The 13,035-nt window shown below is 68.1% G+C and carries 10 protein-coding genes; 4 read left to right on the top strand and 6 right to left on the bottom strand.

Features of this window, described 5'->3' with window-relative positions; all coding sequences use genetic code 11:
* Positions 1 to 21: 21 nt before the first annotated feature.
* Positions 22 to 1,866, top strand: a complete 1,845-nt coding sequence (locus ARADN35_RS27595; protein ID WP_244265947.1) for a sensor histidine kinase — start codon at positions 22 to 24, stop codon at positions 1,864 to 1,866.
* On the opposite strand, the gene ARADN35_RS28130 is transcribed toward ARADN35_RS27595, so the two are convergent.
* The gene (locus ARADN35_RS28130) at positions 1,748 to 3,436 is read right to left on the bottom strand and encodes an AmpG family muropeptide MFS transporter (protein ID WP_010467017.1); all 1,689 of its coding nucleotides are present in this window, start codon (positions 3,434 to 3,436) and stop codon (positions 1,748 to 1,750) included. The genes ARADN35_RS27595 and ARADN35_RS28130 overlap by 119 nt on opposite strands.
* A gap of 130 nt (positions 3,437 to 3,566) precedes the next feature.
* On the opposite strand from ARADN35_RS28130, the gene ARADN35_RS0124750 reads away from it, so the two are divergent.
* A complete protein-coding gene (locus ARADN35_RS0124750; RefSeq protein ID WP_050812579.1) occupies positions 3,567 to 4,415 on the top strand; it encodes a M48 family metallopeptidase in 849 nt (282 codons plus the stop codon).
* 85 nt (positions 4,416 to 4,500) lie between these two features.
* Here ARADN35_RS0124750 and ARADN35_RS0124755 read toward each other — a convergent pair whose 3' ends face one another.
* From ARADN35_RS0124755 to ARADN35_RS0124775, 5 genes are all read right to left on the bottom strand, one after another.
* Positions 4,501 to 4,821 (bottom strand): DUF2218 domain-containing protein, encoded by a 321-nt coding sequence (locus ARADN35_RS0124755; RefSeq protein ID WP_010467019.1) that lies wholly within the window; start codon positions 4,819 to 4,821, stop codon positions 4,501 to 4,503.
* Positions 4,818 to 5,639 carry an ABC transporter ATP-binding protein gene (locus ARADN35_RS0124760; RefSeq protein ID WP_010467020.1) on the bottom strand — a complete coding sequence of 274 codons (822 nt, stop codon included), beginning with the start codon at positions 5,637 to 5,639 and terminating at the stop codon, positions 4,818 to 4,820. The genes ARADN35_RS0124755 and ARADN35_RS0124760 overlap by 4 nt, the downstream gene beginning before the upstream one ends.
* 165 nt (positions 5,640 to 5,804) lie before the next feature.
* Entirely contained in the window at positions 5,805 to 6,851 is a 1,047-nt protein-coding gene (locus ARADN35_RS0124765; protein ID WP_010467021.1) for a FecCD family ABC transporter permease, read from the bottom strand.
* A gap of 97 nt (positions 6,852 to 6,948) precedes the next feature.
* Positions 6,949 to 7,902, bottom strand: a complete 954-nt coding sequence (locus tag ARADN35_RS0124770) for an alpha/beta hydrolase (RefSeq protein WP_010467028.1) — start codon at positions 7,900 to 7,902, stop codon at positions 6,949 to 6,951.
* Positions 7,902 to 9,056 carry an ABC transporter substrate-binding protein gene (locus ARADN35_RS0124775; RefSeq protein WP_010467031.1) on the bottom strand — a complete coding sequence of 385 codons (1,155 nt, stop codon included), beginning with the start codon at positions 9,054 to 9,056 and terminating at the stop codon, positions 7,902 to 7,904. The genes ARADN35_RS0124770 and ARADN35_RS0124775 overlap by 1 nt, the downstream gene beginning before the upstream one ends.
* A 259-nt stretch (positions 9,057 to 9,315) precedes the next feature.
* Here ARADN35_RS0124775 and ARADN35_RS0124780 point away from each other — a divergent pair, with 259 nt between their 5' ends.
* Both ARADN35_RS0124780 and ARADN35_RS0124785 read left to right on the top strand, forming a co-directional pair.
* Entirely contained in the window at positions 9,316 to 10,308 is a 993-nt protein-coding gene (locus tag ARADN35_RS0124780) for a helix-turn-helix transcriptional regulator (protein WP_029414392.1), read from the top strand.
* A gap of 443 nt (positions 10,309 to 10,751) precedes the next feature.
* Positions 10,752 to 12,923: a TonB-dependent receptor gene (locus ARADN35_RS0124785; protein WP_010467034.1), complete on the top strand. Its 2,172-nt coding sequence runs from the start codon at positions 10,752 to 10,754 to the stop codon at positions 12,921 to 12,923.
* Positions 12,924 to 13,035: the final 112 nt, after the last annotated feature.

Here is a 13,035-nt window from a genome sequence, read left to right on the forward strand (position 1 = left end):
CGTGTGGTGGTGGCTTTGTCGATGCTTCTGTGCAGCGCGGTGCAGGCGCAGGTGGGTGCGGACACGATTGACATTGCGCAGGCGTACCTGGAGCCGGAGGGGGCTCCGGCCTGGTCAGGACAGGTGAAACTTCCTCATCTTTGGGACAAGGCCTATCCAGGGCTGGCAGGGCGCGCCCGCTACCAGCTCGTCCTGCCCCCGGTCGCCCCGGACGGCGTGCTGCGGGGTCTTTATTTCCCTCGTGTGGGAAACCAGGTGGAAATATATGTGGGGGGTGATCTGATAGCGCATCGCGGCGTTCTCGGAGACAGCCGCAACGATGCAACCAAGGCGCCGCTGTGGGTGCCTGTACCTACAAGCCTCCTTTCCAGCACCGCTTCCACGGCGCTGGAGGTGCGTGTGGCGGTGCAACCCGTACGTTGGGGAGGGTTGGCCGCGCCACGTTTCGGGCCAGAGGCCACGTTGCTGCCGCAATACCGCGAGCGCTATATCTGGCGGCAGTGGGGCGCGGTGGCCGTGGTGTTTGCGCTGGCACTCACGGGCGTGGTTGCCGGGGGGCTGTGGCACCTGAATCGCGAGCCTGTGTATGGCTATTTTGCGCTTTGCGCGCCGTTCGGGATGCTGCGGTATGGCGATCGGCTGTGGGAGACATCCCCCCTGGGGTGGCCGCTATGGGGCGGCATCGTGGCTTTCTCGTTGACGGTTCACATGCTGTTGTTGGTGCGCTTCGCCTTGGCGCTGGTGGGCCGGGACGGTGTGGGGGCCAGGCGGGGCTTTTGGATGCTGCTGGCCGCCGAGGCGTCACTGGTCGTGGGGGGCTTTGGGTTTGGGCAGCCCTGGTGCTGGACTGCCGCCCTGGCACTGCTGTTTGTGCCTGCATTCTGGGCGTATGCCGTTGCGGCACGAGAGGCGCTGGTGGCCCGGCAGCCAGAAGCCATCGCGTTGTGTCTTGCCAGCTTTATTCCCATCGGCGCAGGACTTTACGATTTCCTGGAAATTCGGGTGTCCACAGAAAGTGTGGGCCGTTCTTCTTATCTGCCACTGGCCACCATGCTGTTCGTGCTGCTCATGGGATGGCTCATCCTGAACCGCTACGCCCGGCAGGTGCGTGCCTACCAGGGCTTGAGCAATTCGCTGGACGAGAAGGTTCGCCAGCGCGAGCAGGAGCTGCAGGTCAGCTACGCCCTGTTGCAGCAGGAGCACGCCCAGCATGCCGCGCTCCTGGAGCGCCAGCGCATCATGCGCGACATTCACGACGGCGTGGGTTCGCAACTGGTGGGGTTGCTCAGCCTCATTGGCAAAGGCCGCACCAACGCCCAGCTGCGCGAGCACGCGAATGCTGCGCTGGATGAACTGCGCATGGCCGTGGATGCCATCCAGCCGGTGGGTGGTGATCTGGCTACGGTACTGGCCACGCTGCGCTACCGGATGCAACCGCGCCTGGCGGCCACAGGCATCCAGGTGGATTGGCAGGTGGAGGAGCTCCCCGCCCTAGAAAGTCTCACGCCGCACATGGTGCTGCAGATCCAACGCCTCCTGCTGGAGGCATTCACCAACGTGCTGCGGCACGCGCAGGCCAGCACCGTGCGGGTGAGTGCCCGCCATCAGGATGGGCCGGGCCAGCCGCCGCATCTGGTGCTGGAGATTGCCGACAACGGAGTCGGCATGGAGAGTTCGGCCCAGCTTGGAGGGCAGGGGCTGGCCAACATGCGGGCCAGGGCGCAGGCCATTGGCGCGCAGCTGGAGATCACGGCTGCGCCGGGTCAGGGGACCTGTGTGCGGGTGGCGTTGCCGATGGCGCCCGAACCCGTGCAGCCAGCCATACCAGCACCAGCACCGGCAGCCCCAGCATCGCGGTGGCCGTGAAGAAGTGCGCGTAGCCGAAGGCATTCACATAGTCGCCCGAGAAGCCCGCTACAAATTTGGGCAGCAGCAGCATCATCGAGCTGAACAGTGCGTACTGCGTGGCCGAGTAGCTGACGTTGGTCAGGCTCGACAGGTAGGCGATGAACGCGGCCGAGGCAATCCCGCTGGCCAGGTTGTCGGCCGAGACCACGGCGATCAGCGCGGTCACATCGTGCCCGTGGCCCGCCAGCCAGGCGAACAGCAGGTTGCTGGCGGCGCTCAGGATGGCGCCCAGCATCAGGATGCGCATCACGCCAAAACGCATCGACAGCACGCCGCCCACGAAAGCACCGGCCAGCGTCATGATCACGCCGTACACCTTGGTGACGGCGGCCACCTCGTCCTTGGTGAAGCCCATGTCCACATAGAACGGGTTGGCCATGATGCCCATGACCACATCGCTGATGCGGTAGACGGCGATGAGCGCGAGGATGAGGATGGCTTGTTTGCCATAGCGCTGAACGAAGTCCTTGAAGGGGTAAAACACCGCGATTTCCAGCCAGGCCAACGAAGGGCGCAGCGCCGCTGGTGCGGGCACCCGAACGTTCTTGCGTGCCAGAGAGCGCAGCAGATATCCGAGCACAAGCAGGGTCAAACCGGTGCTGGCAACGTCCGCGACTAGCCCAAGCCACCGGGGCGGCGCCAATGAATACACCAGCAGCATTGGCAACTTTCCAAACCTGATCGCCACCGCCACCATGGGCACCACCAATAGGGCCCAAAGCGGCACGCCCTTGAGCGCCAGCCGCGTGATGGCCTGACTCAGCTCCAGTCGTTCTTCGGAGGCGGCCCGCGGCGCTGGCTCGCGCGAGAACAGGACCGTAACCACGCCCACGGCCATGGAGGCGGCCATCACGAGGTAGGCCTTCAGCCATGCGCTGTTCTGGTACGCCGCCGCGCCCTGCAACATGGCCTGGCCCACGGCGGGCGCGACCTCGGCGCGCGCCGCAATCCACAACACGCCCGCACCGGCCCAGATCATGGCCAGGCGGTAGCCTGTCTGGTACGAGGCTGCCAGCGCGGCCTGGTGATTGGCGTCGGCAGATTCGATGCGAAACGCATCCAACGCAATGTCCTGCGTGGCTGAGCCAAACGCCACCGCGAGCGCGCACCACACGATGGGTCCCAGCGTCTGGCGCGGGTCGGCCAGCGCCATGCCGATGAGCCCGCCTACGATGAGTGCCTGCGACAGCAGCAGCCAGCTGCGGCGGCGCCCCAGCGCCTGGGTGAGCAGCGGGATCGGCATGCGGTCCACCAGCGGCGCCCACACCCACTTGAAGCCGTAGGCCAGGCCCACCCAGCTCAGATACCCAATGGTGCTGCGGTCAATGCCCGCTTCGCGCAGGCGAAAGCTCAGCGTGCCCAGCACCAGCAGCAATGGCAGCCCGGCGGAGAACCCGAGCGTGAGCATGCGCAGGCTGGCGGGCTCCAGGTACACGCGCAGCGTCTGCAGCCAGGGCGTGCGCGGGGGCTTGTCCGGGGCGGTGCTGGGTGCGAGGCTGGGGCGGGAAGATGTGGAGGTGTCTGACATGGGCGAGCGTGGGTTTTGTCTATCATCGCCGACGCACCCTTGTAGCCAGTCTGTCGGCCTCCATCTGCGCAGCAGACTCTGGTGTGTTGTGTGCCAGCGCTGCTCATTATTCCTTTTGGGATTGCCTTGTATGTGTCTTTTCTGCCCCGCTCCCTCTGTTGCGCCGTCGTCCCCATGGTCGGCGCGCCGCGCCTTCCTGCTGGCAGCAGGTGTCAGCGCTGCGGCGCCGGTGCTGGCGCAGGTGGATGTGGGTACCGCGTCCAGCCTGCGCAAGCTGGTGCCCGCCGAGACGCTGGAAAACTCTGCGGCCCAGCAGTACCAGCAGATGCTGCAGCAGGCCAAGGCCAAACGTGCGCTGGCGCCCGACAACCACCCGCAGCTGCAGCGCCTGCACGCCATTGCCAAGCGGCTGATCCCGCACGCCACGCCCTGGAACGAGCGCGCCAGGCAGTGGCGCTGGGAGGTCAACCTCATTGGCAGCCAGCAGATCAACGCGTTCTGCATGCCCGGCGGCAAGATTGCGTTCTATACCGGCATCCTCGACCAGCTCAAACTCACCGACGACGAAGCCGCGATGATCATGGGCCACGAAATGGCCCACGCGCTGCGCGAGCATGCGCGTGAGCGCATCGCCAAGACGCAGGGCACCAACCTGGCGCTGCGCCTGGGCTCGCAGCTGCTCGGCCTGGGAGACCTGGGCAATGCGGCTGCCAGCCTGGGCGGGCAACTGCTCACGTTGCAGTTCAGCCGGTCGGACGAGACCGATGCCGACCTGGTGGGGCTGGAGCTGGCCGCCCGCGCGGGCTACCAGCCTTCGGCGGCCGTGAGCCTGTGGCAAAAGATGGGCAACGCCAGCGGCAACAAGCAGGGCGGGCTGGCCTTCCTCTCCACCCACCCCTCGGGTCCGGCGCGCATCAAGGAATTGGAAATGAACGTGCCGAAGGTGCAGGGCCTCTACCAAGCCGCCCAACGCGGCTGACCTGTCGGGCGCCCCTGTGTGCCTGGATCTATCAAATTTGATAGCTGCCAGCGCTTGCTGAATAGGCGCTAGGGCCTGATTTTGTTCAAATTTCTGGCGCGACGCCAGCGCCTGGGCCGGTCTGCGCCGGCTGCCAGCACACGGCCATGGGGCTCTTGCGCGAGAACAGCTCCACATGCGAGTCGATGGCGAACTGCACGCGCGCCAGGCTGGCATCGTCCTCGGCGCTGCAGTCGAAACGCAAGGCCTCGGTATCCGCGCGCAACACGCACAGGCCCCAGGGAAAGTGGGCCTCGCCATGGTGTGCGTCGTAGGTCACGCGGATCTTGCGGGTGAAGTGGTAACACAGGCGCTGCAGGTAGCGGCTGGCCTCGGTGGTGGGCAGGTGGCCCTGGCGTTGCATCATGGGTGCGGGGATGTTGTTGTGGGGGAAAAGGGTTCGGACAGTGGCAGCGCTGCATCGGCCAACACCAGCAAATTGCCTTTCGAGCAGCGCTCCACGCGGGCCTCGACGCCATAGGCACGCTGCAGCAGGGCAGGGGTGAGCACCTGCGCGGGCTCGCCGGCAGCCAGCACCGTGCCGCCGCCCAGCACCAGCACGTGCTGGCAAAAGCGCAGGGCCAGGTTCAGGTCGTGCACGGCCACCAGGCCGATCGCGCCCTGCTGCTGCACCATGGCGCGCACGGCCTGCAGCACCTGCAGCTGCCAGCGCAGGTCGAGGGCGCTGGTGGGTTCGTCCAGCAGCAGCAGGCGCGGCGCGCGCACGATGACCTGGGCCAGACCCACCATCTGGCGCTGGCCGCCCGACAGTTCGTCGAGCCGGCGCAGCGCCAGCGCCTGCAGCCCCAGCGCCGCCACCACCGACTCGATGGCCGCCTCGCGCTGCGCGGTGCTCCATTCGCTGCGGCTGGCGCGCAGGGCGCTCTGCCAGGTCTCGTAGGCCACGAGCGAGGTGCTCTGCGGCAGTGCCTGGGGCAGGTAGCCCACGAGGCGCAGGCGTTCGCGCGGGGCCAGCATGGCCAGGTCGGTCCCTTCCAGCAGCACGCGCCCCTGTGCGGGCCGCAGCCCGGCCACGGCCTTGAGCAGCGTGGACTTGCCCACGGCATTGGGGCCCACCACGGCCACCAAGGTGCCGGCGGGCACGCAAGGCAGGTCCACGCCCTGCAGCACGGCCCGGCCGGGGTAGCCAGCGGTGAGTTGTTCGAGGGTCAGGCCTGTTGTCATATCAAGCCTCCATGGCGCTACGCACCCTCAGCAGCCAATGAAACTGACGCGGCCCAGGCCAGCGCCCCCGCGCAAGGGCCGCCCCGCCGCGCTGGGGGCGTCCCCCTCCCGCATTGCGCGGCAATGTGAGAGAGGGGGAAGACGCGCAGCGGCTCAGGTGGTGCTTCATGCAGCCCTTCTTTGGCGCAGCACCAGCACCATGAACAGCGGCACGCCCACCAGCGCGGTGATGACGCCGATGGGCAGCACCACGCCGGGCACCAGCGCCTTGCTCAGGATGGACGCGAGCGACAGCATCAGCGCCCCGGCCAGCGCGCTGCCCGGCAGGTAGTAGCGGTGGTCTTCGCCCAGCAGCATGCGCGCGATGTGTGGTCCCACCAGGCCCACGAAGCCGATGGTGCCCACGAACGACAGGGCGGTGGCCGCCAGCAGGCTTACGCGCAGCAGTGTCACCAGGCGCAGCCGCTCCACCGCGATGCCGAAGCTGCGCGCCTGGTCCTCGCCCGCGCGCAGCGCCGTGAGGGCCCAGGCCTGGTGCGCCGACCAAAGCATGCACAGCGCCAGCACGGTGCCCACGATGCCGATCTTGGTCCAGGTGGCGCGGCCCAGGCTGCCCATGGTCCAGAACACGATCTGCTGCAGCGCGTTGCTGTCGGCAATGAACTGCAGCAGCCACAGCAGCGCCTCGAAGCTGAACAGCAGCGCGATGCCGAACAACACCACCGTGTCCACGCTGGCGCCCTGGCGCCAGGCCAGCAGCTGGATCAACGCCGTGGCACACGCTGCTCCAGCAAAGGCGCACAGCGGCACCGCGAGGTTCTCGCCCCAGGCCAGCAGCGTGAAACCGCTGACCACGGCGGCTGACGCGCCCACCGCCGCAGCGGCCGACACGCCCAGCGTGAACGGGCTGGCCAGCGGGTTGTTGAGCGCGGTCTGCATCTCGGCCCCGGCCAGGCCCAGGCTGGCGCCCACCAGCACGGCCATCACTGCATAGGGCAGGCGCACTTCCCACAGGATGACCTGCTGCGCCTGCGGCAGGGCGTCGGGCGCGAAGAGGCCGCGCAGCACGTCGGCAAACGCGAAGGTGGAGGGCCCGAGTGCAATGTCGGCCACGACGCTGGCGCACAGCACGGCCAGCAAGGTGGCCAGCAGCAGCAGACGCCGGCGCACGAAATGCCCGTAGCGCTGCGCGAGCGAATCGGTGGAGGCCATGGCTACGGGCAAGGGAGAGGCAGTGGCTGGGTTCAACGGAGGCAATTCCGGTATAGGGCGTGTGGTGCGCGAAAGGGTTTCAGAGCGTCCGTGTTTTTCAGCGGGGCTGCTGGGCCAATGCCAGGGCGTCGATGAGCCCCGGGGCCATGGCGCTGCCATGGTCCAGGCCGGGCAGCATGGCCATGTCCACGCGCAGCTCGGGCCACTGCAGAGCGCCCAGCTGGTCGGCCAGCGCCAGGGTGCGCTCGACCATGCGGCGCTCGACCTGTATGGCAGCGCGGGCTGCGGTGGGTGCCGTCTGCGCCTGTTCCAGGCTGCCCACGCGCAGCAGCAACTGCGCCCGGAAGGGGCGCGGCGCCATCGCGTGGACCTGTGCGAACTGCCCGGCCGTGCGCAGAAGCTGTGCGCCGTTCCACCACACCGAGGGGCTGGTGGCTGCGTACCGCGTGAATTGCGCGGGGCGCGTGAACAGTGCGTGCAGCACCAGCAAGCCGCCGAACGAATGCCCGCTCAGGGTCTGGCGCTGCGGGTCAGTGGCAAAGGCATGCGCCACGCGCGGCTGCAACTCGCGCGCAATGAAGTCGAGCAGGATGTCAGCGCCGCCTGCTTCGGGTGTGGCCGTGCTGCCGGGCACGGGAGGTGTGTAGTCGCGCTGGCGTTCTGCCGGGTGGATCACGGCGTCACCAGGGTGGCCGATGCCGACCACGATGGTGCTGTCGGTGCCCATGTCTCCGGGCCTCCCCGCGCTGTTGCGGGCCAGCTGGGCCGCCAGTGCAAAGGCGGCGTTGCCGTCGAGCAGATACAGCACCGGGTACCCCGTGGCGGGCGCGGGGCCCGCAGGCTGCTGCACCCAGATGCGCCAGGTGCGGCCGCTGGCCGGGTCGCGCAGATCCTGCTGGTGCGTGCCCGGCAGCTGGGCGGGTGCTGCCTGCAGCAGCGGTGGCGCCGTAGCCTTGCCGTGGGCGCACCCACCCAGCAAGCCCAGGCTCGCACCGGCGCCTGCGGCAAGCAGTGCGCGGCGCGTACCCTGTGGTGACAGGGGCACGGGCATCAGAGGCTGGTCCAGTACACGCCGGTCAGCGGTATGGGCTGGAACTGGGTGAACAGGGTCTGCAGCGTGGCACGCGGGTCCAGGTCGGCAAACAGCGCGGGGTGCAGCCATTTGGCAAACACCTGCACCGCCACCACGTTGAAGGGGGAGTTGTAGTAGTGGTGCCAGATGGCGTGGGCGCGCCCGTTCTGCTGCACGGCCTCCAGCTGGGCGATGCCTCTGCGCTGGGTGGCACGCGCCAGCGATGCGCGGGCCGCCTCGGGCGTGGCGTCAGCGCCCAGCACGATGCGCAGAGGCGACTTCTCGGTAGTGGCCATGCTGCCGATGCCGGTGCCGATGTACAGCCGGGGCTGCGTGGCGATCAGGAACTCGGGGTTGAGCGTGCCGTGCTCGCCCGGAATGCGGCCACGCGCCACGTTCTCGGCGCCAGCGGCATCGAGCAGCACGCCCACCAGGCCCACCATGGTGGCGCAGCAGTCGTCGGCCAGCCCTACCCGGTTTTCGAGGAACACACTGGGGTGGCGGGTGCCGGCCGGCAGGGTGCGCAGGCGAGACTCGACCCGTTCGAGCTGGGCCCGCCACAGGGTGTTGAAAGCGTCGGCCTCCTTGCGCTTGCCCAGCACGGCGCCCAGCAGTTCCATGCTGCGCGGCGTGTTCCTGAGCGGGTCATGGCGGAAGTCGAGGAACACTACGGCGATGCCGGCCGCCTCCAGCCGGGCCAGGGTCTCGCGGTCGTTCATGCTCGGCCCATGGCCACCCGCCAGGCCCAGGATGGCGACCTGCGGGCGCAGCGCTATCGCCTGCTCGTCGCTGAAGCTGCCGGCGTTGTTGCGGCCCACGCGGGGCACCTTGTCGAGCTGCGGGAAGCGGCTGCGCCACTGCGCATAGCCGGCGGGGTCCAGCGTTTCGTAGTCGCCCATCATGCCCACCAGGCGGCGTGCCACGTCGTCGCGCTCGAACACGCCCAGCGCAGGCAACAGCCGGCCTTCAGCCAGCAGGATGCGGTCCACCTTGGCGGGCAGGGTGACGGTGCGGCCTGCCAGGTCGGTGACGGTCTGGGGTGTGCCCTGGGCCTGTACCGGGGCTGTGGTGATGAGCACGGCGCAGAGCGCAACGCCCAGGGAGCCGAAAAAACGGGGGAGTGTGAAGGTCATGGACGGCTGCGAGGGGCTGGGGGCCCGCTGAAGAAGCTCCCAGGCAACAAGCAATATTGAGAATCATTTGCATTTATTATCGCAAGTTGCTAGCATCCCATGGCGCGGTGCCTGCCGTGTTTGCCCCGTGGAGAAAAACCTTTGCGCAAACGTCAGGCGTGGCCGGTGTGGTTCGGGTACATCCCTTGCCCACCCCGGGCCCGCACCTTTTCACCGCGCTTTCATCCACACTTTTTTGCATCTCCTCGCACCTGCGCCCATGTCCGTTGTCAGCCCCTTGAATGTCCAGCCAGCGGCGCCGCCGTCGGAGGGCATGCAGGCGTCGCTGCAGCGCCATCTGCAGCGGGTGCGGGTCTTGCGCCCCGGGCTGCACCTGCACGCCGACGATGCGGCCGACGCGCAGGACTTCACCGCCAGTGGTGACATGGATGCGGGGCTGCGCATCGTGGTGCTGCTGGAGGGCTCGGTGGACGTGAGCTATGGCCCGCGACGCGTGGCGCTGTCGAGCGCTACTGCCCAACGCCCTCGGGAGCCAGGGCTGCCGCGCGCGCTGCTGGTGTCAGTGGCCCAGCCCGAGCGCTTTGAGCGCCGCGCCCGCCGGGGGGCCTACGCGCGCCGGGTGAGCGTGGGCCTGGGGGGCGAGTGGCTGGAGCAGGTGGCTGGGCCCGCAGCGTCCGATGCCATCGAGGCCTTTCGCCGCCAGCACCTGGCCATGCACCACTGGCAGCCGTCGCCCCGCATTGCCGCGCTGGCAGAGCAGATCACCCATGCGCCGGACCTGAGCCCCCTGCTGCTGCACCTGTACCTGGAAAGCCGCGCGCTGGAACTGGTGGGCGAAGCCCTGGGCAGCCTGGCGCAGCACGCCCCGGGGCCAGCCCCAGCGCCCGCGCCCGCCCCGGCACCGGCCGCGGCGGCACTGCGCCTGCTGCCCCATGAGCACAAGCGCATGCGCGCGCTGCACGCCTTCTTGCAGACCGACGGTGCGATGGACATGTCGCTCGATGCGCTGGCGCGCCAGGCAGGCACCAATGCCAACACGCTGCAGCGGCACTTCCGCGCGGTGTATGGCACCACGGTGTTCGACTTTGTGCGCGAACACCGTCTGCAGCGGGCGCGCCACGCGCTGGAATGCGACGGCCTGACGGTAGGGCAGGCGGCCTTGGTCGCGGGCTACAACAGCGCCGCCAACTTCGCCACGGCATACCGCAAGCGCTTTGGCATGCCGCCCAAGCTGGCCCGGGCACGAATCTGAAACCCCCCTGAGTCGCCTGCGGCGCCTTCCCCCAGAGGGGGACGCCGCCAGCGCGGCGGGGCGGCCCTTGCGCGGCGGCCCTGGCGGGGCCGCGCCCGCTGCAGGCGCGTGGGGAGATTCGAAGCCCCGGATTCCATGGCAGTGCGCTTCCCCAGGAAGGCGCTTCCAACGTAGCTTGGCCATGTGCTCTTTGCGGGCAGCGCGGGTGCCGCAAACATCTTTGTTGACCGTGCAAACACAGGTCCACGGGCCGCGTGGAACCATCGCTGCATGCCGGATGTAACAAGTCGGCACGCCTTGCAACACGTCCCGGGCACTTCGTTGTTACCGCTCCGTCCTGGAGCGGGTCTGTGTCCTGGATGAAATCGCACTCATTCTTGTTTGCAGTCCGTTGGCGGGGTGGCGTTCCCTTTTTCTACCGTTTTTGATTCAGGACTTTCTCTATGCAGACTCGCCGCCCATCCCGGGGTGCCACCCCGGCACACCCTTTTGCTTTGCGCCAGGTCGCCCGGGCCTGTGCGTGGACCTTGTTCGCCAGTGCCGGCGCAGCCTGGGCGCAAAGCCCGGCCGCCCCGGTGGTGCTCAAGGAAGTGACCGTGAACGCGGCGGCCGAGACGCCCGAAAGCCTGCCCGCTGCCGCGCCCGGTGGCCAGGTGGCCCGGGGCACGCGCCTGGGGGTGCTGGGCAATGTGGGCGTGATGGACACGCCCTTCAACATGACGGGCTACACCGCCGAAGGCATTGCCGACCAGCAGGCGCAGACCGTGGGCGCCGTGCTCAAGAACGACCCTTCGGTGCGCACCACCACCAACGAAGGCCACATCGTCGAGAACTTCATCATCCGGGGCTTCGGCGTGGGCGCCAGTTCCATGGCCATCAATGGTGCCTACGGCCTCGCGCCCGAGCAGAACACGCCCACCGAGATCTTCGAGCGCGTGGAAGTGCTCAAGGGCCCCGGCGCCATGATGATGGGGCTGCCGCCGTCAGGTGATGTGGGTGGCGCCATCAACCTCGTGCCCAAGCGCGCGGGCAAGGAGCCGCTCACACGCGTGACCACCACCTATTCGTCCAAATCGAACGTGGGCGTGCACGCCGACGTGTCGCGCCGCTTCGGCGAAGGCCAGCGCCTGGGCGTGCGTGTCAACGGCGTGCTGTCGGGCGGCGAGACCTGGCTGGACCACCAGACCAAGGCGCGCGAGATCGGCCACCTGGCGCTGGACTACCAGGGCGAAGGCTGGAACGTGGAGGCCGATGCCTATTCGCTGAAGAACAAGGTGCGCAAGGGCTCGCCCATGCAGCCCATCATCACGGGCTGGACCACGGTGCCCAAGGCACCCGATGGTTCTACCAACTTCTTCTACGGCGAAGGCGTCTACAGCAATACGCTGACGCAGGGCCTCATCGTGCGCGGCCAGGCGCGGATCAATACCGGCTGGACGGCGTTTGCATCGGCGGGCAAGGCCGAGCATGCATACGACGGCTTCATTTTCGGCACGCGCCCGGTGTGGACGGCGGCGAACGCGGCTTCGGGCAACGCCACGGGCACGGCCTACAACTCCTGGGGCGAGTACGACACCACCACGGCCGAGTTGGGCGTGCGCGGCCAGTTCAGCACCGGCGCCGTGGCCCACAAGCTGACCCTGGCCGCCAACGTGATGAGCTACCAGGGTGGCAGCCGGGCCAATGGCACGGCCGCCATCAACAGCAACATCTACAACCCCCGGCCCATTGCGATGCCGCCGGGCGGGGCGGCTTCCACCTACAACCCCCTCAACGACGACGTGATGACTGCAATGAGCGTGGTGGACACACTGGCGTTCGCCGACGACAGGGTGCAGCTCACCCTGGGCGTGCGCGCGCAGCAGGTCAACCAGAAGCTCAACAAGTACAAGGAGAGCGCCGTGACCCCACTGGTGGGCGTGGTCGCCAAGCCCTGGGGCGAGAACGTTTCGCTGTACGGCAACTACGTGGAAGGTCTGAGCGCCGGCACCACCGTGAAGGCGCCCTATGCCAACGAGGGAGAGAGCTTCAAGCCCTACAAGAGCAAGCAGGCCGAGGTGGGCGTGAAGTGGGTTGCGGGCAGCCTGACGCAGACAGTGAGCCTGTTCCAGATCAGCAAGCCTGCCCTGATCGAAGCCAACAACCGCCAGGTGCTGGACGGCGAGCAGCGCAACCGGGGCGTGGAGTGGAACGTGTTCGGCCAGCTGACCCCGGCCCTCACGCTGCTGGGTGGCGCGGCCTACACCGAGGCCGAGCAGACCCAGACCGCCAAGGGCGTGAACCAGGGCCGCGCGCAGTTTGGCGTGCCCAAGCTCACGCTGAACCTGGGCGCGGACTGGGCCATCCCTGGTGTGCAGGGCCTGTCGGTGAACGGCCGGGTGAACCACACGGGTGCACAGTGGCTCACGGGCGACAACAGCGTGAAGCTGCCGTCCTGGACCACGCTGGATGTGGGCGCCCGCTATGCGACGCGTTTTGGCGCACAACCCGTGGTGCTGCGCGCCACGGTGACCAACCTCACCAACCGCGCTTACTTTGAAAGTATCTGGGGCGCGGGCCGGGTGAACGTGGGTGCGCCACGCGCCGTGCGCCTGTCGGCCTCGTTCGATTTCTGACGCCGCATTGCAGGGGCCGGCGTGCATCCTGGTGGGCACGCTGGCCCCTGCGGCACGCGCAGAGGCACAGGGCTACTTCAAAAATAATAGCTGTCTGCGCTTTCTGGATAAT

It is taken from the genome of Acidovorax radicis N35, from assembly GCF_000204195.1.
Lineage (GTDB): Bacteria > Pseudomonadota > Gammaproteobacteria > Burkholderiales > Burkholderiaceae_C > Acidovorax > Acidovorax radicis.

Excerpts from the sequence above, each read along its gene's own strand:
- ARADN35_RS27595 (WP_244265947.1), top strand. The coding sequence starts at position 22 with ATGCTTCTGTGCAGCGCGGTGCAGGCGCAGGTGGGTGCGGACACGATT.
- ARADN35_RS28130 (WP_010467017.1), bottom strand. The coding sequence starts at position 3,436 with ATGTCAGACACCTCCACATCTTCCCGCCCCAGCCTCGCACCCAGCACC.
- ARADN35_RS0124750 (WP_050812579.1), top strand. The coding sequence starts at position 3,567 with ATGTGTCTTTTCTGCCCCGCTCCCTCTGTTGCGCCGTCGTCCCCATGG.
- ARADN35_RS0124755 (WP_010467019.1), bottom strand. The coding sequence starts at position 4,821 with ATGATGCAACGCCAGGGCCACCTGCCCACCACCGAGGCCAGCCGCTAC.
- ARADN35_RS0124760 (WP_010467020.1), bottom strand. The coding sequence starts at position 5,639 with ATGACAACAGGCCTGACCCTCGAACAACTCACCGCTGGCTACCCCGGC.
- ARADN35_RS0124765 (WP_010467021.1), bottom strand. The coding sequence starts at position 6,851 with ATGGCCTCCACCGATTCGCTCGCGCAGCGCTACGGGCATTTCGTGCGC.
- ARADN35_RS0124770 (WP_010467028.1), bottom strand. The coding sequence starts at position 7,902 with ATGCCCGTGCCCCTGTCACCACAGGGTACGCGCCGCGCACTGCTTGCC.
- ARADN35_RS0124775 (WP_010467031.1), bottom strand. The coding sequence starts at position 9,056 with ATGACCTTCACACTCCCCCGTTTTTTCGGCTCCCTGGGCGTTGCGCTC.
- ARADN35_RS0124780 (WP_029414392.1), top strand. The coding sequence starts at position 9,316 with ATGTCCGTTGTCAGCCCCTTGAATGTCCAGCCAGCGGCGCCGCCGTCG.
- ARADN35_RS0124785 (WP_010467034.1), top strand. The coding sequence starts at position 10,752 with ATGCAGACTCGCCGCCCATCCCGGGGTGCCACCCCGGCACACCCTTTT.